The 22520-nt window shown below is 45.6% G+C and carries 23 protein-coding genes; 13 read left to right on the forward strand and 10 right to left on the reverse strand.

What is annotated here, in order from left to right; all coding sequences use genetic code 11:
- The first annotated feature begins 40 nt into the window (after positions 1-40).
- Positions 41-1408, forward strand: a complete 1368-nt coding sequence (gene radA / locus F0261_RS04895; protein ID WP_171337351.1) for a DNA repair protein RadA — start codon at positions 41-43, stop codon at positions 1406-1408.
- A gap of 108 nt (positions 1409-1516) precedes the next feature.
- On the opposite strand, the gene F0261_RS04900 is transcribed toward radA, so the two are convergent.
- Entirely contained in the window at positions 1517-1924 is a 408-nt protein-coding gene (locus F0261_RS04900) for a PilZ domain-containing protein (protein WP_014979777.1), read from the reverse strand.
- Positions 1925-2076: 152 nt separating this feature from the next.
- The gene (ettA, locus tag F0261_RS04905) at positions 2077-3744 is read right to left on the reverse strand and encodes an energy-dependent translational throttle protein EttA (protein WP_171337352.1); all 1668 of its coding nucleotides are present in this window, start codon (positions 3742-3744) and stop codon (positions 2077-2079) included.
- 294 nt (positions 3745-4038) lie between these two features.
- Between ettA and lpxD the strand changes: the two genes are divergently transcribed.
- The 10 genes from lpxD (at position 4039) to F0261_RS04955 (ending at position 12659) form a co-directional block, all read left to right on the forward strand.
- Positions 4039-5067 (forward strand): UDP-3-O-(3-hydroxymyristoyl)glucosamine N-acyltransferase, encoded by a 1029-nt coding sequence (gene lpxD, locus F0261_RS04910; protein ID WP_014979776.1) that lies wholly within the window; start codon positions 4039-4041, stop codon positions 5065-5067.
- Positions 5068-5221: 154 nt separating this feature from the next.
- Positions 5222-6478, forward strand: a complete 1257-nt coding sequence (glyA, locus tag F0261_RS04915; protein ID WP_014950092.1) for a serine hydroxymethyltransferase — start codon at positions 5222-5224, stop codon at positions 6476-6478.
- A 98-nt stretch (positions 6479-6576) separates the two neighbouring features.
- Positions 6577-7026: a transcriptional regulator NrdR gene (gene nrdR / locus F0261_RS04920; protein ID WP_012517538.1), complete on the forward strand. Its 450-nt coding sequence runs from the start codon at positions 6577-6579 to the stop codon at positions 7024-7026.
- Between the two features lie 50 nt (positions 7027-7076).
- A complete protein-coding gene (ribD, locus tag F0261_RS04925; protein ID WP_171337353.1) occupies positions 7077-8216 on the forward strand; it encodes a bifunctional diaminohydroxyphosphoribosylaminopyrimidine deaminase/5-amino-6-(5-phosphoribosylamino)uracil reductase RibD in 1140 nt (379 codons plus the stop codon).
- Between the two features lie 20 nt (positions 8217-8236).
- On the forward strand, positions 8237-8899 hold the full coding sequence (locus F0261_RS04930; RefSeq protein WP_014950090.1) for a riboflavin synthase: 663 nt from the start codon (positions 8237-8239) through the stop codon (positions 8897-8899).
- Between the two features lie 20 nt (positions 8900-8919).
- Positions 8920-10020 carry a bifunctional 3,4-dihydroxy-2-butanone-4-phosphate synthase/GTP cyclohydrolase II gene (ribBA, locus tag F0261_RS04935; RefSeq protein WP_014950089.1) on the forward strand — a complete coding sequence of 367 codons (1101 nt, stop codon included), beginning with the start codon at positions 8920-8922 and terminating at the stop codon, positions 10018-10020.
- A gap of 174 nt (positions 10021-10194) precedes the next feature.
- Positions 10195-10668 carry a 6,7-dimethyl-8-ribityllumazine synthase gene (ribE, locus tag F0261_RS04940; RefSeq protein ID WP_014950088.1) on the forward strand — a complete coding sequence of 158 codons (474 nt, stop codon included), beginning with the start codon at positions 10195-10197 and terminating at the stop codon, positions 10666-10668.
- Positions 10669-10680: 12 nt separating this feature from the next.
- Positions 10681-11103: a transcription antitermination factor NusB gene (gene nusB / locus F0261_RS04945; RefSeq protein ID WP_012518940.1), complete on the forward strand. Its 423-nt coding sequence runs from the start codon at positions 10681-10683 to the stop codon at positions 11101-11103.
- Positions 11104-11151: 48 nt separating this feature from the next.
- A complete protein-coding gene (gene thiL / locus F0261_RS04950; protein WP_014950086.1) occupies positions 11152-12117 on the forward strand; it encodes a thiamine-phosphate kinase in 966 nt (321 codons plus the stop codon).
- A gap of 41 nt (positions 12118-12158) precedes the next feature.
- The gene (locus tag F0261_RS04955; RefSeq protein WP_014950085.1) at positions 12159-12659 is read left to right on the forward strand and encodes a phosphatidylglycerophosphatase A; all 501 of its coding nucleotides are present in this window, start codon (positions 12159-12161) and stop codon (positions 12657-12659) included.
- Between the two features lie 135 nt (positions 12660-12794).
- On the opposite strand, the gene dxs is transcribed toward F0261_RS04955, so the two are convergent.
- From dxs to xseB, 3 genes are read right to left on the reverse strand one after another with little or no spacing between them, the layout of a single operon-like run.
- A complete protein-coding gene (gene dxs, locus F0261_RS04960) occupies positions 12795-14675 on the reverse strand; it encodes a 1-deoxy-D-xylulose-5-phosphate synthase (protein ID WP_171337354.1) in 1881 nt (626 codons plus the stop codon).
- 32 nt (positions 14676-14707) lie between these two features.
- Positions 14708-15598, reverse strand: a complete 891-nt coding sequence (locus F0261_RS04965; protein WP_014950084.1) for a farnesyl diphosphate synthase — start codon at positions 15596-15598, stop codon at positions 14708-14710.
- 29 nt (positions 15599-15627) lie between these two features.
- Complete coding sequence (gene xseB, locus F0261_RS04970; protein WP_014976981.1) at positions 15628-15870, reverse strand: exodeoxyribonuclease VII small subunit; 243 nt, start codon at positions 15868-15870, stop codon at positions 15628-15630.
- A gap of 410 nt (positions 15871-16280) precedes the next feature.
- Between xseB and pomA the strand changes: the two genes are divergently transcribed.
- Complete coding sequence (pomA, locus tag F0261_RS04975; protein WP_014950082.1) at positions 16281-17042, forward strand: flagellar motor protein PomA; 762 nt, start codon at positions 16281-16283, stop codon at positions 17040-17042.
- A complete protein-coding gene (locus tag F0261_RS04980) occupies positions 17042-17971 on the forward strand; it encodes a flagellar motor protein MotB (protein WP_014976980.1) in 930 nt (309 codons plus the stop codon). The genes pomA and F0261_RS04980 overlap by 1 nt, the downstream gene beginning before the upstream one ends.
- Positions 17972-18057: 86 nt before the next feature.
- Here F0261_RS04980 and F0261_RS04985 read toward each other — a convergent pair whose 3' ends face one another.
- The 5 genes from F0261_RS04985 to F0261_RS05005 are packed head-to-tail and all read right to left on the reverse strand — an operon-like array spanning position 18058 to position 22504.
- Positions 18058-19314 (reverse strand): cyclopropane-fatty-acyl-phospholipid synthase family protein, encoded by a 1257-nt coding sequence (locus F0261_RS04985; protein WP_171337355.1) that lies wholly within the window; start codon positions 19312-19314, stop codon positions 18058-18060.
- A 2-nt stretch (positions 19315-19316) separates the two neighbouring features.
- Positions 19317-20060: a DUF1365 family protein gene (locus F0261_RS04990; RefSeq protein WP_171337356.1), complete on the reverse strand. Its 744-nt coding sequence runs from the start codon at positions 20058-20060 to the stop codon at positions 19317-19319.
- Positions 20057-21322, reverse strand: coding sequence for an NAD(P)/FAD-dependent oxidoreductase (locus F0261_RS04995; RefSeq protein WP_171337357.1), 1266 nt, complete (start codon positions 21320-21322; stop codon positions 20057-20059). The genes F0261_RS04990 and F0261_RS04995 overlap by 4 nt, the downstream gene beginning before the upstream one ends.
- 10 nt (positions 21323-21332) lie before the next feature.
- Entirely contained in the window at positions 21333-22052 is a 720-nt protein-coding gene (locus F0261_RS05000; protein WP_171337358.1) for an SDR family NAD(P)-dependent oxidoreductase, read from the reverse strand.
- Positions 22049-22504 (reverse strand): nuclear transport factor 2 family protein, encoded by a 456-nt coding sequence (locus F0261_RS05005; protein ID WP_014976976.1) that lies wholly within the window; start codon positions 22502-22504, stop codon positions 22049-22051. The genes F0261_RS05000 and F0261_RS05005 overlap by 4 nt, the downstream gene beginning before the upstream one ends.
- Positions 22505-22520: the final 16 nt, after the last annotated feature.

Consider the following 22520-nt stretch of genomic DNA (forward strand, 5'->3'; position numbering starts at 1 on the left):
TGTTAGAATACTCTTTTTAAGCAATGGATAAAACTGGAATATGGCAAAACGTAAAACTGCTTATGTGTGTTCTGACTGCGGTGCAGAGTTCCCTCGCTGGCAAGGTCAATGTTCCGAGTGTAAAGCGTGGAATACGATAAGTGAGTTTGTGGTTGCAAGTGCCAAAAGTGTCGTACGCCAAACCACGTCAGGCTATGCTGGGCAAACCGCTGCCAAAATTGAGACATTAAATGCAATAGATCTCGAATCACTACCGCGATTCTCGTCAACATTTAAAGAGCTAGATAGAGTGCTAGGGGGCGGAATAGTCCCTGGGGCAGCTATGTTAATTGGTGGCTCGCCAGGAGCGGGTAAGAGTACGCTTCTGCTTCAAGTAATGTGTCAGATGGCAAAAAGTGAAACCGCGCTTTATGTCACGGGGGAAGAGTCGCTTCAGCAAGTCGCAATGCGAGCAAAGCGCTTAAATCTACCTGACGACAAGCTGATGATGTTAGCCGAAACAAACGTGGAAACTATCTGCGATTTAGCCCTTACGAAAAAGCCTAAAATTATGGTTATCGACTCTATTCAGGTGATGCACGTGTCAGACGTTCAGTCTGCGCCAGGCAGTGTGTCGCAAGTACGAGAAAGCGCGGCGTATTTAACGCGCTTTGCCAAGCAAAATCATATTGCTATGTTCATTGTTGGCCATGTAACAAAAGACGGTAACTTGGCGGGTCCGAAAGTTCTTGAGCACTGTATCGACAGCTCTATGATGCTGGAAGGAGAAAGTGATGGTCGCTACCGTACGCTTCGAAGTCATAAAAACCGCTTTGGTGCGGTAAATGAGCTTGGCGTATTTGCCATGACAGAAAAAGGCCTTAAAGAAGTAAGCAACCCATCGGCCATATTCTTAAGTCGAGGTGACAATGAAACGCCAGGGTCTAGCGTTATGGTTATTTGGGAGGGCACCCGCCCGTTACTTGTAGAAATACAGGCGTTGGTAGACTATTCGCAGATGTCGAACCCAAGGCGAATCGCTGTAGGGTTGGATCAGAACCGTTTGTCTATGCTGCTCGCGGTTTTGCATCGCCATGGCAATGTGCAAATGAACGATCAAGACGTATTTGTCAACGTGGTAGGTGGTGTAAGAGTATCAGAGACCAGTGCAGACTTAGCCTTATTATTGGCCATGATTTCAAGCTTTAGAAATCGCTCGCTGCCCAGAGATTTAATCGTATTCGGCGAAGTCGGGCTAGCCGGCGAGATTCGCCCGGTTCCTAACGGAACGGAACGCATTATCGAGGCAGCGAAACATGGTTTTAAGCGGGCGATCGTGCCAAAAGCCAATGCGCCTAAGCAAGCCATTAATGGCATGAAAGTGGTACCGGTAGCGCGCTTATCTGAGGCGTTAGACGCGCTTGAGTAATGCGAAAGGCTCAACATTTAAGTAAAGTGTTGACGGTGCCTGTTAAATTGAAAGGCCTATTAAATGGGCCTTTCCTGCATTAAACGAGCGAAACCCGTTTTTTGAAGGTTAATGTGGCGCCTGATAAACCGCATTAACTAATGCATTCAGGTCTTTCTCTTCGATACTGGCGTCGTCGCTGTTTAAAGTAATTAAACGACGAAGGGCGCTAATGCTGTCTACATCCATTCGCTCAACTTTACAGCCTAATGAAACCCGTTCTTTTCTACTGTCGGCATGACGATACAACTGCGAAATAGAAAGGGTTATTACAGGACTGTCTTCATTTGCTTGGAAGGTAGCAGTGTAAGGGTCGTGACTGTCAAAAGGTAAATGTGACAACGCCGTTTCGGTAGCTTGAAGTTTAATGCCTTGAAGCGATACGTCGCTGACTACCACATCAATACTAACGTCATTGTGTGCCAGTGTGCCATTTACATTCAGTGACACCCGTTGAAATTGGCGCTTGTCTGTCATTACTCATATACCTAGTGTTCGTCTTCGGTTTCAGTATTGGCTAATTTTCGCTCGTTCGCAATGAAAAGCAGACAAATAAAAAAGCCGCTATCGATCATAGCGGCTCTTGATGTCAGCTTAGAGTTATAACACTCTTTATCTCTGGTTTCGTATTATTTAGACATACGCTTATATTTAAGGCGATGCGGTTCAACCACATCTTGTCCAAATTCTTGCTTCAACCAGCTTTCGTAGTCTGAGTAGTTACCTTCGAAGAAGTTGATGTTACCTTCATCGCGGTAATCCATAATGTGTGTTGCTACGCGGTCTAGGAACCAACGGTCGTGCGAGATAACCATGGCACAGCCTGGGAACTCCAACAACGCGTTTTCCAAGGCGCGAAGTGTTTCTACGTCTAGGTCGTTGGTTGGCTCATCCAGTAGCAATACGTTACCGCCTGCTTTAAGCAGTTTCGCAAGGTGAACACGGTTACGCTCACCACCTGACAAGTCTTTAATGAACTTCTGCTGGTCGGTGCCTTTAAAGTTAAAGCGACTGCAGTAGGCGCGGCTGTTAATTTCAAAGTTACCAATGCGAATAATATCTTGTTCGTCAGAAATTTCTTTCCACACGGTGTTGTTTTCGTTCATGTGGTCGCGGAACTGTTCTACCGCAGCAATTTGAACGGTTTCACCTAAATCGATGGTGCCTGAATCAGGTTGCTCGGCACCGGTAAGCATTCTGAACAAGGTTGATTTACCCGCGCCGTTAGGGCCAACGATACCTACAATGGCACCCTTTGGTACTTTAAACGTTAAGTCGTCGATAAGTACGCGATCGCCATACGACTTTTTAAGGTTGCTTACTTCAATAACCTTGTCACCTAAGCGTTCACCTGGTGGAATGAAAAGCTCATTGGTTTCATTACGCTTTTGGTAATCGCTGGTAGATAGTTCTTCAAAGCGGGCCATACGAGCTTTACTTTTAGCATGACGACCTTTCGGGTTTGAGCGTACCCACTCAAGTTCCTGTTTCATGCTCTTCATACGTGCCGTTTCGGTACGCTCTTCTTGCTCAAGTCGGCTTTCTTTTTGCTCCAACCAAGAAGAGTAGTTACCTTCCCACGGAATACCTTCACCACGGTCAAGTTCTAAAATCCAACCTGCAACGTTATCAAGGAAGTATCTATCGTGGGTAATAGCGACTACCGTACCTTCATAATCGTGAAGGAAACGCTCTAACCATGCGACTGATTCCGCGTCTAAGTGGTTAGTGGGTTCGTCTAGAAGCAACATTTCAGGCTTCTCTAGAAGCAGGCGACACAGCGCCACGCGGCGGCGTTCACCACCAGATAGTTTGCTAACGTCCGCATCCCACGCTGGAAGGCGAAGGGCATCAGCAGCACGCTCTAATGCATTTTCTAAGTTGTGGCCATCTTTGGCTTGAATAATAGCTTCTAACTCGCCCTGCTCTTTAGCAAGGGCGTCAAAATCAGCGTCTGCTTCTGCATAAGCTGCGTATACTTCATCTAGACGAGTTAATGCGTGTTTAACGTCGGCTACGGCTTCTTCTATATTGCCGCGAACATCTTTTGTTTCATCAAGCTGAGGCTCCTGTGGAAGGTAGCCCACTTTTAAGCCCGGCTGAGGGCGCGCTTCACCTTCAATATCGGTATCTACGCCAGCCATAATGCGAAGTAAGGTTGATTTACCCGCACCGTTTAGACCTAGCACACCAATTTTGGCACCAGGGAAAAAGCTAAGAGAGATATTTTTTAAAATGTGTCTATTTGGTGGGACGATTTTGCCCACGCGATGCATACTGTAAACGTATTGAGCCATGCTCTATCCTCGCTGAAAAAGCGGTGAAAAATAATAAAGTCCTAATTGGGCATATTCTACTCGTAACAGGGTAGTTTGTGCCAGTTACTTACGCTTAGTGTATTTGTGCTTGGCGATATTTTAATCACTCATGCCAAAAAGATCGATTTATGCATCGGTTGGCGAGTTGATTTAAGGTAAACTTGTTTTTATAAGCATGAGTAAACATGGGCTTTAGGGTGAGCTAGCAAACAGCAATAAAGAACCCAAAGCGATAGACTCAACACTATTCATATCTCTGAACAGGTAATTATGATGACCGCTATGAGTAAACGCACATACAGTCTGGAAGAGCTTGCCAAACATGTAAGTGGGGAAGTGCAGGGCGATGGAAACATTACTATCTCTGCAGTAGGTACGTTATCTGGTGCAGCATCGCACCAAATTTCGTTTCTGACCAATCCTAAATACAAGCCGCAGTTAAAAGATACTCAGGCTGGTGCGGTAATTCTGCACAAAAACTTAAAAGATGACAGCCCAGTTCCAGCGTTGGTTGTAGCAAACCCTCATGCAGCGTTCGCCCTCATCGCTCAGTTGTTTGATACTACCCCTGCGGTAGCGACAGGTATTGCTGAGTCAGCGGTAATTGCGCCATCTGCCCGCATCGGCAGTGATGTATCGCTAGGCCACAATGTAATCATTGAAGAGAACGTGGTTTTAGGCGATAGAGTTACGGTTGGCGCAAATACCGTTATTCGCAGAGGTACTCATATTGGTGAAGGCTGTACCATTCACCCGAACGTGACTATCTATCATGACGTAGTAATTGGTAAGCGCGTGACGATTCATAGCCAAACGGTGATTGGCGCGGCAGGCTTTGGTTACGCAAACGATAAAGGCGTTTGGATCCCTATTCCACAAACAGGGTCGGTTCGCATTGGTGACGACAGTCAGATTGGCGCAAGCAGCAGCATTGACCGCGGCGCCATGGAAGATACGATTTTAGGCACTAACGTTATTATCGATAACCAAGTACAAATTGGCCACAACTGTATTATTGGTGATCACTCTTGTATTTGCGGCGCTACAGGTATTGCTGGTAGCTGTCATATCGGCAAGCACGTTATTATCGGTGGTGGAGTGGGCATTAATGGCCATATTAGCATTTGCGATAATGTTCAGGTGACTGGCTATACCATGATTGTACAAGATATCACTGAACCGGGTGTTTATTCTTCTGGCCAGCCAGCACAAACCAACCGTGACTGGCGCAAAAATACGGTTCGCCTTGCCAAAATTGGTAGTTTATTTGACCGTGTTAAAGCCCTGGAAAAACAGGTCTGATCTCGCGCTGGCGCAGGTATTTCGTTAAACCTGCGCCATTTATATTAATTTGGTCACAAAGCGGTATACAAGCCCCCGAAAATGACTAGAATATGGCTCGAATTTGAGCAATCAGTGCGTAACGCCATATAAAAACCGCAGTTAAGGAGCCCCCATGTTTTCTCGCGAAATGAATATAGCCGACTTCGATCCTGAATTAGCCGATGCAATGTCTAAAGAGGTTGAGCGTCAAGAACATCACATAGAGCTAATTGCCTCTGAGAACTACTGTAGCCCACGTGTAATGGAAGCACAGGGTTCGCAGCTTACTAACAAGTACGCGGAAGGCTACCCAGGCAAGCGTTACTACGGTGGTTGTGAGCACGTAGACGTTGTTGAACAACTTGCTATCGATCGTGCAAAAGCACTATTTGGTGCAGACTACGCGAACGTTCAACCGCACGCTGGTTCACAAGCTAACTCTGCCGTATTCATGGCACTACTTGACGCAGGCGATACGGTATTGGGAATGAGCCTTTCTGAAGGTGGTCACCTTACTCACGGTTCACACGTAAACTTCTCTGGTAAAACCTACAATGCTGTTCAGTATGGTCTGAACAAAGAAACCGGTGAAATCGATTACGCTCAGGTTGAGGCACTTGCTAAAGAGCACAAGCCGAAAATGATTATCGGTGGTTTCTCTGCGTATTCTGGCATTGTTGATTGGGCAAAATTCCGTGAAATCGCTGATAGCGTTGGCGCTTACTTGCTCGTAGATATGGCGCACGTAGCAGGTCTTGTAGCAGCGGGCGTTTATCCAAATCCGCTTCCTCACGCTCACGTGGTAACAACGACTACTCATAAAACCCTTGCTGGCCCACGTAGTGGTTTAATCCTTTCTTCATGCGGCGATGAAGCGATTTACAAAAAGCTAAACAGCTCTGTATTCCCAGGCAACCAAGGTGGCCCTCTTTGCCACGTGATCGCAGCTAAAGCGGTTGCATTCAAAGAAGCACTACAGCCAGAATTTAAAGTGTATCAGCAGCAGGTTGTTGCAAATGCGAAAGCTATGGTTTCTGTAATGCAAGAGCGCGGTTATAACATCGTTTCTGGCGGTACTGACAACCACTTGTTCCTTCTTGACCTAATCGACAAGGACATTACCGGTAAAGATGCTGACGCAGCACTTGGTGCCGCAAATATTACGGTAAACAAAAACTCAGTGCCAAATGACCCGCGTTCACCGTTTGTAACCAGCGGTCTTCGTATTGGTAGCCCAGCGATTACTCGCCGTGGTTTCAAAGAAGAACAAGCTAAGCAAGTTGCAACATGGATTTGCGACATTCTAGATAACATGGGCGATGAGTCTGTTATCAAACGTGTTCAAGACGAAGTGGTTGCACTTTGCGCACAATTCCCTGTTTATAAATAAATAGGTTTGTGTTTTATTGCGTACTTTGGTACTAATGCTGGACTAACTAGTCTAGGTTTAATTTAGATACCTAAGTACGCAATATTTAAGGATTATTCATGTTTTGCCCGTTTTGTTCAGAACAAGAAACAAAAGTCATTGATTCTCGTTTGGTTGCAGAAGGGCAACAGGTGCGTAGACGCCGTGAATGTATGGTGTGTCACGAGCGCTTCACGACCTTTGAAAGTGCCGAACTCGTGATGCCTCGCGTTATTAAACGCGATGGTTCTCGTGAACCGTTTAACGAAGATAAACTTCGTGCAGGCTTGCAACGCGCACTCGAAAAGCGCCCTGTGAGCACAGAAAAAGTTGAACAATGTATCCTCTCACTTAAGTCACAGTTGCGCGCAACCGGTGAACGTGAAGTGAGCAGTGAACTGCTCGGCAACCTAATTATGAAAGCCCTCAAAGAACTCGACAAAGTTGCTTATGTCCGGTTCGCCTCCGTTTATCGCTCTTTCGAAGATATTCGTGAATTCGGAGAAGAGATTGCGCGATTAGGAGATTAAGTCGGCGACCTCTCAAGCATCAGACACTTAGGGCTACAACAGGAATCCAAGTGAACCACGATACGGTTAAAAACGATTATTTTTGGATGGCAAAAGCCATTCAGCTTGCCCAACAAGGGCGTTTTACCACTTCTCCTAACCCTCGCGTAGGCTGTGTAATTGTTGACGAAAACAATCAATTGCTCGGTCAGGGATATCACATTCAAGCTGGTACACCCCATGCCGAAGTGCATGCATTAAGACAAGCATCTAACGCACGTCCGCAAGGCGCAAAGGGCGCGACGGCATACGTTACACTTGAACCTTGTAGTCATTTTGGTCGCACACCGCCTTGCGCTGTTGCCTTGGTAGAAGCAAAGGTAGCGCGTGTTGTTATTGCTATGACCGACCCGAATCCAAACGTATGCGGTAATGGTATTAGCATTCTGCAGGAAGCAGGCATCGAAGTGGTAAGCGAAGTGATGGCTGCTGAGGCCGCAGCGCTAAACCCCGGGTTTATTAAACGCATGCTTACTGGTAAGCCCTTTGTTCGCGTGAAATTAGGCATTAGCCTAGATGGAAAAATAGCCCTTCAAAATGGGGTGAGTCAGTGGATTACTGGTGCAGAAGCAAGGCGGGATGTGCAACAGTATCGTGCACAAAGTTGCGTGGTGCTCACAGGCTCAGGTACGGTGAAAGCCGATAACCCTAGCCTCTTAGTTCGTGAAAAAGAGGCTCAGTTTGAAAACTATCCACTAGATCATATCCGCCAGCCAGCCCGTGTTGTTGTAGATAGCAAAAGTAAGCTTACTAGAGACTACACACTTTTTAACGACGGCAATATTACGTTCACGGCGACGTCACAGGCTCACCCAGACACCGCTACTCAGCACTATCTCCAACTGGACGAAAAAGACGGTAAACTCAATTTACATTCACTTATGTCAGCACTAGGCGATAAGCAATATAATGAAGTGTGGGTGGAAGCAGGCCCAGGCCTTGCCGGTGCATTATTGCAAGAAGGGCTGGTGGATGAACTTATTTGCTACCAAGCGCCTAAGCTTTTAGGTGATAAGGGAGTCAGTATGGTTAATTTACCCGCGTTCACGTCGCTAAATGAATGTATTTCGCTTTCGCTTATTGAAAATCGTCAAGTGGGTAACGATATTAAGCTTATCTTCCGTCCTGATGTTAGCAACACCCGTGGTTAACGCGTTTAAAGAGGAACTTTATGTTTACTGGAATTATTCAAGCGCTAGGTACAATTAAGAAGCTTGATAACCGTGGCAACGATATTCGACTTACCGTTTCATCGCCTACGCTTGATATGTCTGATGTCGCACTCGGCGACAGTATTGCGACCAATGGTGTTTGCTTAACAGTTACTGATATGGGCCCCGATTATTATTGTGCAGATGTGTCGGCAGAGACCATCAAATTAACGGGCTTTGCACATTACAGCGCAGGCTCTACGGTGAATCTTGAGAAAGCGATGCGTCCAAGCGATCGTTTAGGCGGACATATCGTTTCCGGTCACGTTGATGGTGTAGGCGAGGTTACACAAATCATTAAGCACTCAGACTACGTAGAGTTCTGGGTAAAAGCGCCAGAAGCCTTGGCTAAATATATTGCGCATAAAGGTAGTATCACCGTTGATGGTATCAGCTTAACTGTTAACGAAGTTAATGGCGCAGAATTTATGCTTTGGATCATTCCTCATACATTGCAAGAAACCATTATGGGGAGCTATAAGGTGGGCACAGCGGTGAACTTAGAGGTTGATGTTATTGCGCGCTATTTAGAGCGATTGATGTTGGGCGACAAAGCCGCCGAGCCAAAAAGCAAAGGCATTGACATGGCATTTCTTGCCGAGAATGGATTTTTAAGAAAATAACCCTACAAGAAGCACACAACATGGCATTTAACACTACACAAGAAATTATTGAAGACATTCGCCAAGGTAAAATGGTTATCTTGATGGATGACGAAGACAGGGAAAATGAAGGCGATTTGATAATGGCGGCAGAGCATGTGACGCCTGAAGCCATTAACTTTATGGTAACCCACGCTCGCGGTTTAGTGTGTTTACCAATGACGCAAGAGCGCTGTCGCACCCTGAATCTTCCGCTTATGGTGGATAAAAACGAAGCACAGTTTTCTACCAACTTCACTGTGTCTATTGAAGCGGCAACCGGCGTGACCACAGGCATTTCGGCGGCAGATCGCGCAACGACCATTAAAGCTGCTGTAGCGAAAGATGCGAAAGCGACAGACATTGTACAGCCGGGTCATATTTTTCCGCTAATTGCTAAAGACGGTGGCGTGTTAAACCGCGCAGGTCACACTGAAGCCGGTGTAGATTTACCGCGTTTGGCAGGGTTAGAGCCTGCTGGGGTTATTGTAGAAATCCTCAATGAAGACGGCACGATGGCCCGTCGTCCAGAACTAGAAAAGTTTGCTGAAAAACATAATCTTAAAATCGGTACCATTGCTGATTTAATTGAATATCGCAATCTCAACGAAACCACCATTCAAAAGGTTGCTCAATGCAATATGCCAACCGAGTATGGTGACTTCGAGCTTCACACGTTTAAAGACAGCATCGACAACCAACTTCATTTCGCACTTAAAAAAGGCGAAATTAAAGAAGATGAGCCGACACTTGTACGTGTACACCTTCACAATACGTTTAGTGATCTTCTTGGGTCTACCCGCGGTATTCATCGCTCGATGACGCTTGCAGATGGCATGCGCAAAATTTCAGAAGACGGTGGCGTATTGGTGCTATTAGGTAAAGAAGAGCATATTGAAAGTCAGGTACGCCGCTTTGCCGCAGAAGACCGAGGCGAGCGCCCGACTGGCGCTGACTGGCAGGGGTCGTCACGCACTATTGGTGTAGGCAGTCAAATTCTAGCATCAATGGGCGTACACAAAATGCGTCTTCTTAGTAAGCCAATTAAATATCACGCACTTTCAGGTTACGGCCTTGAAGTAGTGGAGTACGTGCACGACTAGTACTTAGCTGTAGGGCGGAGCTAAAGTGGATAGGGTTTGCGACGAGCACTCCCTTCCCACATTGAGTCAAGCTAACCTACCCGTTTACGAATAGTTGAAGTTAAAGAAACAATCGATTTAGTTTGGGCGCAGTTGTGGTATACTTCGCGCCGTTTTTTCTCGAGGAATGAATCCATGCAGGTAATTGAAGGTAATATCAGAGCAACCGGTAAGAAATTTGCTATCGTTGTATCACGCTTTAATAGCTTTGTAGTTGAAAGCTTACTTGAAGGTGCACTAGATACACTAGAGCGTCACGGTGAAGTGAGTGATGACGATATCACGTTAGTACGTGTACCTGGTGCTTACGAGTTACCTGTAGTAGCTAAGAAATTAGCTGAGAAAAAGTCATTTGACGCCATCATCGCACTAGGTGCGGTTATTCGTGGTGGTACGCCACACTTTGATTTTGTAGCAGGCGAATGCAACAAAGGTCTTGCGCAAGTTTCTCTTGAATACGGTGTACCCGTATCATTTGGCGTAATTACAACAGATTCAATTGAACAGGCTATCGAGCGTTCAGGAACCAAAGCGGGCAACAAAGGTGCAGAAGCTGCACTTGGTGCGCTGGAAATGGTTAACGTTATCGATGCTGTTGAAAAGCTTTAAGGTAAACATTAAGTGAAAGTTTCAGCTCGTCGTAAAGCCCGTGAACTCGCTCTGCAAGGCGTGTATTCATGGCAAATGAGTCACAACGATATTCAGCAGGTTGAACTGGCGCTAGCCACCAGTAACGACATGCAAAAGGTAGATATGGCGTATTTCCAAGCTCTGCTTCGCGGTGTTGCACACAACGCAAGCAAACTTGATGCGACCATCAAGCCTTACCTTGGCCGTTTGCCTGAAGAGTTAGACGCTATTGAAAAAGCAATCTTGCGCATTGCGACGCTGGAACTGACCGAGCGCATTGACGTCCCTTACCGCGTAATTATTAATGAGGCGATTGAGCTTGCTAAAGCATTTGGTGCTGAAGAAAGTCACAAATTCATTAATGGTGCACTGGACAAAGCAGTGCGCACATTGCGCAAAGACGAGCGCGACTAACCTTACCGTGGCGGCATGGACTGCCGCTAAAAGGGTTTAAAAATTACCGTGAAAGAATTTGATCTTATCGGCCGCTACTTTTCAAACAGCGGCCACAAACGCAAAGACGTTGTTATTGGTATTGGTGATGACTGTGCTGTAACAACGGTTCCTGAAAACCAACAGCTTGCCGTTACCACAGATACTCTGGTTGCAGGTGTGCACTTTTTGAAAGACGCACCGGCGAAGTCTGTTGCGTATAAAACAGTGGCGGTAAACTTAAGCGATCTTGCCGCAATGGGCGCAGAGCCAGCGTGGATTAGTTTATCTCTGTCATTACCGGAAGTGGACGAAGCTTGGCTAGATGACTTTGTTTCGGGCCTTTATGAGCTAACTCAGTACTATTCTGTACAGCTTATCGGTGGCGATACGGTTAAAGGCCCAATGGCGTTCACGATTACAGCTCAAGGCTTTATACCGCCGGGTTCTGAGCTAACGCGTAGCGGCGCTAAGCCGGGTGATTGGCTTTATGTCACAGGAACGCTTGGTGACGCGGGTGCAGGTTTAGACATCCTGCAAAATAAGCTGAGTGTAAGTGGTGAAGCGAAAGATGTCTTGGTAAATCGTCATTACTTCCCAACTCCTCGCGTAGCGGTGGGCACAGCTATCCGACGTATTGCAACGTCGTGCATTGATATCTCTGATGGTTTAATTTCAGATTTAGGTCATATCCTAAAAGCGTCTAATTGCGGTGCAAATGTTCATGTAGAGCGTTTACCGTTGTCACGAGCATTAACAAGCGCGGTTACACCTGAGCAAGCTATCGAATACGCGCTGTCTGCAGGCGATGACTATGAGCTTATTTTCACTGTAAGTGAAGAGCAGCGCGGAAGTCTTGAAACCTCGTTGGCAAGCACAAACGTGAAAGCCACATGTATTGGCCAATTAACCGGTCATAACGGCACACTTTCATTGCTCAAAGACAACGAAAAGTACACACCTGTTAACGTGTCAGGTTACGAGCACGCCTTTTAGGCGGCCTATTTGTCCGACAAAAGCAATAAAAAGGAAAAAGCATGCAGGCTGAGTTTCGCGCTAGAGTGAGTATGAAAAATCCCGTGCATTTTCTTGCACTAGGTTTTGGCAGTGGACTTATTCCTTTCATGCCGGGAACCTTTGGCTCACTTGCTGCGTTGCCCCTACTTATTGCCTGTAGCCAAATTTCCCTAATTTCCTTTATCGCGCTTACGCTGATATTCTCAGTTGTAGGCATTTACCTGTGTGGCAAGACTGCTGACGATATGCAGGTTCACGATCACGGCTCTATTGTGTGGGATGAAATAGCGGGCATGTTTGTGACCTTTCTGTTTGTACCTATTTCAGCGTCCTCTTTGCTTGTAGGCTTTGTTCTATTCAGGCTTTTCGATATCTTAAAGCCTTGGCCAATAGGTATTATCGACAAGCGCTTACACGGCGGTACGGGCATTATGCTTGACGATCTTATCGCTGGCGCCATGGCATGCGGTTGTCTACATTTACTAATAGCGTTTTGGCCTGCCGCATTGGCTTTGTTTTAATTCATTACGAATATTCGCCGCCATTTTGTTAGACTTACCTCAAAGGAAAGCCAGTTGACGGTGAGCAAACTATTTACGAAAAAGCCCGCAAAATAGCGGGCTTTTCAATGTCTTAGTAATGATTTTAAAGCTTAATTAGTTAGCACTTAAACTGCTAGCCGCCGCAATAATACCTTCAGCATCTAAGCCGTGCTCTTTGTACATTTCTTGCTGTGTGCCTTGCAGTATGAAACTATCAGGCAGCCCTAACATCTTCACCGCTTTTAATACGCCATTTTGCTGCAAGTGTTCTAGTACGGCACTACCAGCTCCACCCATAATACAGCCGTCTTCCAACGTAATAAGTGCACTGTGCTCACTGGCAGCTTTTAATACTGCGTCGCCGTCTAACGGCTTAATGAAACGCATGTCGATAACGGTAGCGTCAATCGCCTCTGCAGCTTCAAGCGCGTAGGGCAGTAGGCAGCCAAAGTTTAAAATGGCGATACTTTCAGACTTGCCTTTTGATGATTCTCGACACGTACGAGATTTACCAATCTCAAGCTTTGTCATAGCTTCGTCAGGCGTGACACCCATGCCAGCACCGCGAGGGTAACGAACAGCAGCTGGTTTTTGTAGCTTGTGACCCGTGTAGAGCATTTGACGACATTCATTTTCATCTGAAGGAGCCATAACCACCATATTCGGAATACAGCGCAGGAAAGCGATATCAAACGCCCCCTGGTGAGTAGGGCCATCTGCGCCAACAATACCGGCTCTATCAATGGCAAACAATACGGGTAAGTCTTGAATCGCCACATCGTGAATGAGCTGGTCGTAGGCGCGCTGCAGGAACGACGAATAAATAGCAACAACCGCATTCATACCGTCTTTGGCAAGGCCTGCGCCAAAGGTCACCGCGTGCTGTTCAGCAATCGCAACATCGAAATACTGCTCTGGAAAACGCTGAGAAAACTCAACCATGCCTGAACCTTCGCGCATGGCTGGCGTTACCGCCATTAGCTTAGGGTCTTGTGCCGCCATATCACACAGCCATTTCCCAAAGATTGCAGAGTAGGTAGGGGCTGAAGGCTTAGATTTTGGCAAAGCGTTGTCAGCCGGATTGAATTTTGGTACCGCGTGGAACTTGATAGGATCTTCTTCGGCAACCGCGTAACCTTTACCTTTCTTGGTGACTACGTGAAGTAGCTGCGGGCCGTCAAACTTGCGCATATTGCGTAGCGTATCGACAACACCATTAACGTCGTGGCCGTCGATAGGGCCAATGTAGTTAAAGCCAAGCTCTTCAAATATCGTGCCCGGGACAACCATGCCTTTAATGTGTTCTTCTGCACGGCTGGCAAACTCCTTAATAGGAGGTACATTGCTTAGCAGCTTTTTGCCGCCATCGCGTATAGAGTTGAAAAAGTTGCCTGTAAGCAAGCGAGCTAAGTGACTGTTCAACGCACCTACGTTTTCAGAAATAGACATTTCGTTGTCGTTAAGTACAACTACCATGTCTTTCTTGATATCACCAGCGTGATTAAGGGCTTCAAACGCCATACCAGCGGTCATTGCACCGTCGCCAATTACCGCTACAACCTTTCTGTTTTTGCCTTCTTTTTCGGCAGCCACAGCCATGCCCAGCCCTGCACTAATCGATGTAGACGAATGACCGACTGCAAAGGTGTCGTAGTCGCTCTCAGGCGGCCATGGGAAAGGGTGCAGACCATTCTTTTGGCGAATGGTACTCATGCGCTCTGCACGGCCTGTAAGGATTTTGTGCGGATAAGCTTGGTGACCTACATCCCACAGCAGTCGATCGAAGGGGGTGTCGTACACATAGTGCAAAGCGACGGTCAGTTCCACTGTGCCTAAACCAGATGCAAAGTGCCCACTGGTTTGGCTTACGCTGTTAAGTAAGTACTCACGCAACTCATCGGCGAGCTCGCGTAATTTGTCTTGGGGCAACTGCCTCAATTTATCGGGTGTTTGCGCAAGCGCAAGCGTTGGGTAATGTTGGAGATCTAAACTCATGTACTTATTATCTTTTTCAACATGGCGCGTGGCTAATGGTCGCGTTTTACCAAAAGCTCGCTAAACGCAATTAAACTGTCAGTATTGTAGGGTAAACGCGCCAATGCTTGAAGTGCATTATCGTGAAGCATTTCTAATTCTTGTTTAGCGCCTGTAATACCAAGTTTGGCTGGAAAGGTATTTTTCCCTAACGCTTCGTCTGACCCCGCGGGTTTACCTAATTTTTCGCTACTGCCTTCCACATCTAAAATATCGTCTTGAACTTGGAAAGCTAGCCCAATATCCGCGGCATAAGCCATTAAGTCAATTTTAGTTTGAGGCAGTAAGCCTTCACTAACAATGGCGACCATTTCTACGCAGGCTTTTAACAATGCACCGGTTTTCAATCTATGCAGCTGTTTTAGTTCTTCTAGCGAGATGGTTTTGCCGGTGCTGGCTAAATCGATAGCTTGCCCACCGCACATACCTATGTAACCCGCACTTTTCGCAAGTACAGACAGTAACTGGCTACGCTTTGTTTCAGCATACGTGCTTAATGGCGCATCAGCTAACACTGTAAATGCAAGTGCCTGCAGTGCATCGCCAGCTAAAATAGCGGTAGCCTCATCAAAGGCGATATGGCAGGTTGGCATACCGCGGCGCAAGTCGTCGTCGTCCATGGCTGGTAAATCGTCGTGGACTAACGAGTAGGCATGCACACATTCAATGGCCATACTAATAGCCATTTGGTCTTTTTTGGGCACGTCTAGGGTGTTACCTACTACTTGAACAAGTAGTGGCCGCATCCGTTTACCGCCAGCAAGTAAGGCGTGACGCATTGCGTCTTTCAAGCGCGGCGCGTAATCGGGTAATTCGTCAATTAATGTAAGAAGAGATGCATCAGTTTGCTGTTTAACTTGCTGATGCAAAGCAGAAAAATTCATAGATTGCCTGTTAGTTAAAAATGAACGATTTATGGCTGTTCACTTTCAGGAAGAGGGTGGAGCGTTTCTTCGCCTTGTTCACTGAGCAGTATCTTTACTTTTTGCTCGGCGTTTTCAAGAGATTGTTGGCCCTGGCGGGAAAGTGCTATACCGCGCTCAAATTTTTCTAGTGCTTTATTAAGAGGCAGATCACCGCTTTCCATTTCGTTAACGATAGCTTCTAGTTCTGATAAAGTTTCTTCAAAAGACGCTGATGCTTTTTCTGTCGTCATAAAAACACTCAATATAGTGGCCAAAATACGTATACCGCGCACATTAACCGAGGGTTGCACAAGGGTCAAATGGTTTGTCCGTATATCGCCTATATCACAGTAACATAGCTTTTTTTTCATCCAGTTCAAAAGGCAACATACAAGCAAATTGTGCTATATTCGATGCAAGGCTCAGTAACCTTTCAGAAGTAACCGTGTTATTTACTGTGAAGGAAAAAGTAAGGAGCTGAAAAAGCGCTAGGTATTTTAGTTTAGAAAAAAGACAAAGCTGCGCTTTTGCATAGAACCTACTTCATAATAAACAAATAAATGTGATATTTTTCAATAATGTCGTTTTAGTATTTCTATCTTTTGCCGATAGGGTATTTGTACACTAACAGCACTGACTGCGCATAAATGGGGAAGAGTGAGTGGATTTAGCAACCGTCATAGGTATGTTGGGCGCCATTGGTTTCATAGTTATGGCTATGATTCTGGGCGGCAGCTTGGGCATGTTCATCGACGTGCAATCAATACTTATTGTATTCGGGGGAACACTATTTGTTGTCCTATCTCAGTTTACGTTGGGCCAATTCTTCAGTGCGGGTAAAGTTGCTGGCAAAGCATTCATGTTCAAAATTGAAACGCCTGAAGAGCTTATCGAGAAGATTGTTGAAATGGCAGACGCTGCGCGAAAAGGCGGGTTTCTGGCACTAGAAGAAGCGGAAATTTCAAATGAGTTCATGCAAAAAGGTGTGGACATGCTGGTTGACGGCCACGACATTGAAGTGGTGAGAGAAACGTTAGCTAAAGATATTTCTATGACAACGGAAAGGCATGAGTTCGGCGCTTCTATATTTAAAGGAATGGGTGACGTAGCACCAGCGATGGGTATGATTGGTACTTTGATCGGTCTGGTTGCCATGCTTTCAAACATGGATGACCCTAAAGCCATCGGCCCTGCCATGGCGGTAGCGCTATTAACCACGCTTTATGGTGCCTTTTTTGCCAACGTCGTGTGTTTGCCAATTGCCTTTAAACTGGCGGTAAGAGCTGGAGAAGAGAAGTTAAACCAGAGTCTTGTTCTTGACGGTATTGTGGGTATAGCCGACGGCCAGAACCCACGTGTTATCGAAGGGGTATTAAAGAACTACCTTGCGGCGAGTAAACGCGGAAGCGCAGAGGAAGAGTAATGGCCGAAGAAGAATGCCCAAAATGTCCCCCCGAGGGGCTTCCAGCCTGGATGGGAACCTTCGCAGACCTGATGTCGTTGCTTATGTGCTTCTTTGTACTGCTACTTTCGTTTTCGGAAATGGACGTACTGAAGTTTAAACAAATTGCAGGCTCTATGAAGTTTGCTTTTGGTGTGCAAAATAAAATTGAAGTAAAAGATATTCCAAAGGGCACCAGTGTTATTGCTATGGAATTTCGTCCGGGTAAACCTGACCCTACGCCCATTGAATCCATTCAGCAGCAAACTAACGAAATGACCCAGCAAATGCTGGAATTTCAGGCTGGTAACGAAGACTCTGCCGGAGGAAGGCAGAAGCAGCGCGGCGAGCAGCGTGGCGGACAATCTCAACAAACGGCTACTGAGTCGTCTTCATCGGCTGAGCAAAGCACCGATCAGTCGCAAATGGCTGAACTGATGAAAAAAGTAGCGCAGCAATTAGAAAAACAAATTCTAGATGGTTCGGTGGAAATGGAATCGTTGGGTCAGCAGTTAACCATTCGAATCCGTGAAAACGGTTCCTTCTCGGCGGGCTCGGCCTTTTTGCAGCCCCAATTCCAACCGGTGTTGAGAAAAATCGGTACGCTGTTGGCGGATGTGCCTGGAGAAATCGAAATTTCAGGGCACAGTGACGGTCAGCATATTGCTAATGAACTTTATCGTTCTAATTGGGACTTGTCAGCGCAGCGCGCTGTCGCGGTCGCTGAAGCCATGCGTACCGCGCCAGGGTTTGACGAAAGTCGTATGTCGGTAGTGGGTAAGGCAGATACCGATCCAATTGTAGAAAATGCCACTACACCTTCAGACCGAGCGCAAAATCGCCGCGTTGAAATTAATATCAATCAGGGTAAGCCAATGCTGTCGAAGCCTATATCAGTTGTAGATGAGTAGTGCTTCGACCAAGTGTCAGCTTCAAACAAGAAAGCGGCGCCAAAAGGGCGCCGCTTTTTTGTCACTACTATCGATAATTAGCGTTGTTAAACACGAACCAAATCAAGTCTGTAATGAGGCTTTGAAATCACAAGCTGAACGGTACTGATTGTTCTTTCTAAAAAACCACCTTCACAATATTTCAGGTAGTAGGTCCACATTCGCATAAAACGCTCGTCATAACCGTCGTTTAAAAGCTCATCTTTTGCAGAAATAAATGCTTCATACCAATGGTTCAATGTTTTCGCATAGTCAATCCCGATGTCGTGTAAGTCACGAATCATCATATTAGTATACTTTTTCAGGTGAGCGTTAAGCTGGTGCTGAGAAGGTAAAAATCCACCCGGAAAGATATATTTCTGAATAAAGTCGACACTATTTGAATAGCTGTCGTAACGTCTGTCATCAATGGTTATTGACTGAAGCAGCATTAAGCCGTCGTCTTTTAAAAGTGACGAGCATTTCTCAAAGAAATTTCCTAAAAATTGTTTGCCTACAGCTTCAATCATCTCGATAGACACGAGCTTATCGTACTTGCCTTCAAGTAGGCGATAATCCTTTTTCAGCAAAGTGATTTTGCTTTCAAGTCCTTCTCGGGCAATCCATTCTTTTGCCCATGCATGCTGCTCTTCTGAAATGGTAGTGGTCGTTACGCGGCAACCATAATGCTTAGCAGCATAGACGGCTAGCCCGCCCCAGCCCGTGCCAATCTCTAGAAGATGATCGGTTTCGCTAAGCTGTAACTTGTCGCAAATGGCTTTGAGCTTGTAATTTTGTGCATCATTGAGAGTTGCATTCGGATCTGGGTATATGGCTGACGAATACATCATTGTTGGGTCAAGGAAGCGGGTATAAAGCTTATTACCCAGATCGTAATGCGCCTCGATATTTTTCTTGGCTTGGTCCTTTGTATTTCGACGTGCAAAGTGTTGAATCTTGTTGATGGGCATAGTCACCCATTTAAATTTATTCTCCCATTCGTCAAGGGTAGATAAATTCCTAGCAAACACTCTTACCACGGCTGTTACGTCGTCACTGTCCCATAACCCATCCATGAATGCTTCTCCGGCGCCCACACTTCCGCCAAGCAATAAGCGTCGATAGGCTTGTACATCCTTGATATTTACCGTTGCACGCAAATCGCTTTCGTCTGTGCCGAAACGCGCAACGACATCGCCGTTTTCTTGAATGGTTAAACTGCCAAAAGGCAGTTGTTTTAAGCATTGTAGGAATAGAGTTCTACACGCTTTATCTACAAAGGAGACCTCTGAGGTGGTCAGTAGTACAGATTCACCAAAAGACATTGTTATTGTTCCTGACTTTTTTCTGGGTGTGTATACAGTGGCGTTCGTTTAAGCAATAGTTTAAGCGCGTGCCAATAAATTCCAGCCACAGTTTTTATTGTCATACTGGGTATACGTTTAAGTGCCGCAGATAGATTCGCATTATCTAAAGTAAATTTAGTCAAATTTATCCCTGCACTGAACTCTTTGTCGTCTCTTACACAATCCATCGCAAGTGACAGTCTAGTCGACGGCTGCGATATCGACCATTTGTAGGTCATATCCATTGGATTAAACGGGGAAACATGAAAAGCTTTTGGCGTATCGTCTTGAGTATCTAGATTTACAAGGTAGTGATGACGCTCATTCCACGGCGTATTACTTACTTCGGCAAGCATATGTGTATACTTACCTTCGGCATTGCGTAGGTAATAGAAATTCACCGGGCTGAAATACAGCCCCCACATACGCAGTTGTCCCAGCATAAAGACATCGCCTTGAAGCGTCTTCCCTCCGTTTAACTCTGTCATTCTGTCTATTACTGCCTGACCTAGAGGTAAAGAGGGATCACCTAAATAGTCTTCACGCTTGAAACGCACTCTAGCCTTGTTGTATGCAGAGAAGCGTTTTAACGTACTGGACAAGGTTTCGAGTTCGTTGCTCTCAAGCTTTAGCCAAAATAAATAAATGTCATAGTCAAATTTATGCTGAGTAGGCTTAAACCGTTGGTGATAAACCTTACCCTTGTAGATGGCACTTTCTATCACAGGGCTTCACCAAAGCGAGAACAAACATCAAGTGCGCTAGTTACGCCGTCTTCATGAAAACCGTTATACCAGTAGGCTCCACAAAAATGTAAGTTGTCTACGCCACAAATTTCATTTCTTCTTGCTTGGGCGTTGACCATGCTGGCACTGTATTGCGGATGTGCGTACTGATAGCTTCGAAGAATACTCTTTTGGTCTATTTCCGCAGTATTATTTAACGTTACACAGTAGGTGCTTTGTGCTTCAAGGCGTTGAAGAATATTCATGTTATAAGTGACAGAAGCGGGGCGGGCTTCCTCACTTGCGTCTTCTTTTAAGCTGTAATTCCAACTCGCCCAAGCTAATTTTCTTTTAGGCAGCTGTGAAATATCTTTGTGCATCACCACGTCGTTTTCTGCGTAAGGGATATTTCCAAGGATATCTCGATGCAGCGAAGTCGGTGAGTGAATCATTTTTAACGCTTGGTCACTGTGGCACGCAAATACCACATGATCATACATCGCAGCGTTGCCTGAAGAGTCGGTAACCTGCCACTTATCATCGCTTTTCGCTACCGACAGAACGGCCGTCGATAGTTTTATCTTAGACTCAAATGGTGCGATTAAAGGCGGAATGTATTGGCTTGACCCACCTTTAATTGTGTACCACTGAGGACGGTCGGTAATATTGAGCAAGCCATGGTTGTTGAAAAACTGCAAAAAGAACGTGAGTGGAAACTTTCTCGTTTGCTCTAAGCTGCTGGACCAAATTGCGGCGCACATAGGCAAAATATAATAACGTGCAAAGTCATCGCTTAGTTTTAATTCTCTAATGACGTCTTCTAACGTAAGTGAAGAAGTATCACGGTTTTCTGCGACCATCGCTTTACACGCTTTGTTAAACGTCAATATGTCTTTCACGATACGCCAGAATTTAGGCCTCAGAATATTACGCCGCTGTGCAAATAAACTGTTTAAGTTATTGCCGTTGTATTCTAGGTTTGCCTTTTTACTCATTACAGAGAAGCTCATCTCTGTTGGTTGATACTCAACATCTAACTGATTAATGAGCTTTATAAAGTTAGGGTAGGTCCAATCATTAAAAACGATAAAACCTGTATCGATATGGTGAGTTTCCCCATTGTCGCTTATTTTCTTCGTTGCAGTATGACCACCTATATAGTCATTTGCTTCGTACACTGTGATATCGTGCTGCCTATTTAGAAGGTGCGCGCAGGTCAAACCAGAAATACCTGTGCCAATGATGGCAATCTTATTGTTCATTCATCTTCTCTTATTGTTTTTCTCTCATTGCCAACGACAATCGCTTTTGCAGTGGGGTTGGCAGTATATGCATAAAGCGCAGAATAAAACCAAAGAACCGAGGGAAGAAAACTGTTTGTTTGTTGCCCTCTATTCCTTTAAGCATAGCGTTAGCGGCTTCTTCAGCGCTAATTTTCATTGGCATTTCAAAATCGTTTTTATCTGTGAGGGGCGTTTCTACAAATCCAGGAGACACCGCTTGCACTTTCACGCCTTTGTGGTGAAGGTCTACTTCTAATGATTTAGTAAAATAATGTAGGGCAGCTTTGCTCGCACCGTACGCTTGCGTTCGCGTAAAAGGAAGTAGGCGAGCCATGCTGTCAACAATCACAAGCTTGTCGCCTTGCTTAAGTCGTGGAAGAAGAGCGTCTACACAATGAACAACGCCAAAGAAATTAGGTTCAAATACGCGGCGAAACATGTCTGGCTCGAAGTCGTCGATATCTACATATTCGCAGGTACCAGCGTTGAGTACAGCAATGTCAAACTTAACCGTTGCTAGCGCCCGTCGAGTATCGTCAAGATCAGTGACATCGAACTGGCATGCGCTAATATTATTGTACTTACTGAGCTCGTTGAGTGTGTCTTCATTTCGACCACAGGCAATCACTTGATAACCGCTGTTTGCAGCCTTTATTGCTAATGCTTTACCAATACCCGATGTGGCGCCAGTAATTAGAATACTTTTCACTTTGCTAGCTTCCCTTTAATTTTTTTAACGACAAAACCTAGGATGGGTACGTGCTCATAGACCATTTCGCCCAAGTCGTAATAATCTTTGTGGTAAATAATGCTGTCATCGCTGACACCAAGTTGCGTGGTGCCATCTAGCGTAATTTGCTTATCACTATCTTTCAGCGTAAGGGTCATCGTCCAGTTTGCGATATGGGTAACCTTTGAATGACTTGATGGATGCTCTTTTGAGCCATTGGGCGAGCAAGTAAAAATGTCCGCAATGTCGAACTTACAGCTTTCGGCTTGCGTCAATAAGTTGGAAAAATAGCGTTTTACTTCATCAATGCCATGGTGTGTAGTGATTGGGTCGATAAACAGTATGTCGTCGGCATAGATATGTTCTAGGTCGTCTGGAGAAATTTGACATATGTCTGTGTAAATTTTACAAAAGCGTCCAATGACGTCCATGGCCTTTCCTTAACTC

The organism is Alteromonas sp. 07-89-2, assembly GCF_013113925.1.
GTDB lineage: Bacteria > Pseudomonadota > Gammaproteobacteria > Enterobacterales > Alteromonadaceae > Alteromonas > Alteromonas macleodii.

Bases quoted from the DNA above. Each gene is read 5' to 3' on its own strand.
- F0261_RS04995 (WP_171337357.1), bottom strand. From the start codon at position 21,322: ATGAACAATAAGATTGCCATCATTGGCACAGGTATTTCTGGTTTGACC.
- ribBA (WP_014950089.1), top strand. From the start codon at position 8,920: ATGGCATTTAACACTACACAAGAAATTATTGAAGACATTCGCCAAGGT.
- F0261_RS04985 (WP_171337355.1), bottom strand. From the start codon at position 19,314: ATGTCTTTTGGTGAATCTGTACTACTGACCACCTCAGAGGTCTCCTTT.
- F0261_RS04965 (WP_014950084.1), bottom strand. From the start codon at position 15,598: ATGAATTTTTCTGCTTTGCATCAGCAAGTTAAACAGCAAACTGATGCA.
- F0261_RS05005 (WP_014976976.1), bottom strand. From the start codon at position 22,504: ATGGACGTCATTGGACGCTTTTGTAAAATTTACACAGACATATGTCAA.
- F0261_RS04980 (WP_014976980.1), top strand. From the start codon at position 17,042: ATGGCCGAAGAAGAATGCCCAAAATGTCCCCCCGAGGGGCTTCCAGCC.
- radA (WP_171337351.1), top strand. From the start codon at position 41: ATGGCAAAACGTAAAACTGCTTATGTGTGTTCTGACTGCGGTGCAGAG.
- ribE (WP_014950088.1), top strand. From the start codon at position 10,195: ATGCAGGTAATTGAAGGTAATATCAGAGCAACCGGTAAGAAATTTGCT.
- dxs (WP_171337354.1), bottom strand. From the start codon at position 14,675: ATGAGTTTAGATCTCCAACATTACCCAACGCTTGCGCTTGCGCAAACA.
- glyA (WP_014950092.1), top strand. From the start codon at position 5,222: ATGTTTTCTCGCGAAATGAATATAGCCGACTTCGATCCTGAATTAGCC.
- F0261_RS04900 (WP_014979777.1), bottom strand. From the start codon at position 1,924: ATGACAGACAAGCGCCAATTTCAACGGGTGTCACTGAATGTAAATGGC.
- nrdR (WP_012517538.1), top strand. From the start codon at position 6,577: ATGTTTTGCCCGTTTTGTTCAGAACAAGAAACAAAAGTCATTGATTCT.
- F0261_RS04955 (WP_014950085.1), top strand. From the start codon at position 12,159: ATGCAGGCTGAGTTTCGCGCTAGAGTGAGTATGAAAAATCCCGTGCAT.
- ettA (WP_171337352.1), bottom strand. From the start codon at position 3,744: ATGGCTCAATACGTTTACAGTATGCATCGCGTGGGCAAAATCGTCCCA.
- lpxD (WP_014979776.1), top strand. From the start codon at position 4,039: ATGACCGCTATGAGTAAACGCACATACAGTCTGGAAGAGCTTGCCAAA.
- xseB (WP_014976981.1), bottom strand. From the start codon at position 15,870: ATGACGACAGAAAAAGCATCAGCGTCTTTTGAAGAAACTTTATCAGAA.
- F0261_RS04930 (WP_014950090.1), top strand. From the start codon at position 8,237: ATGTTTACTGGAATTATTCAAGCGCTAGGTACAATTAAGAAGCTTGAT.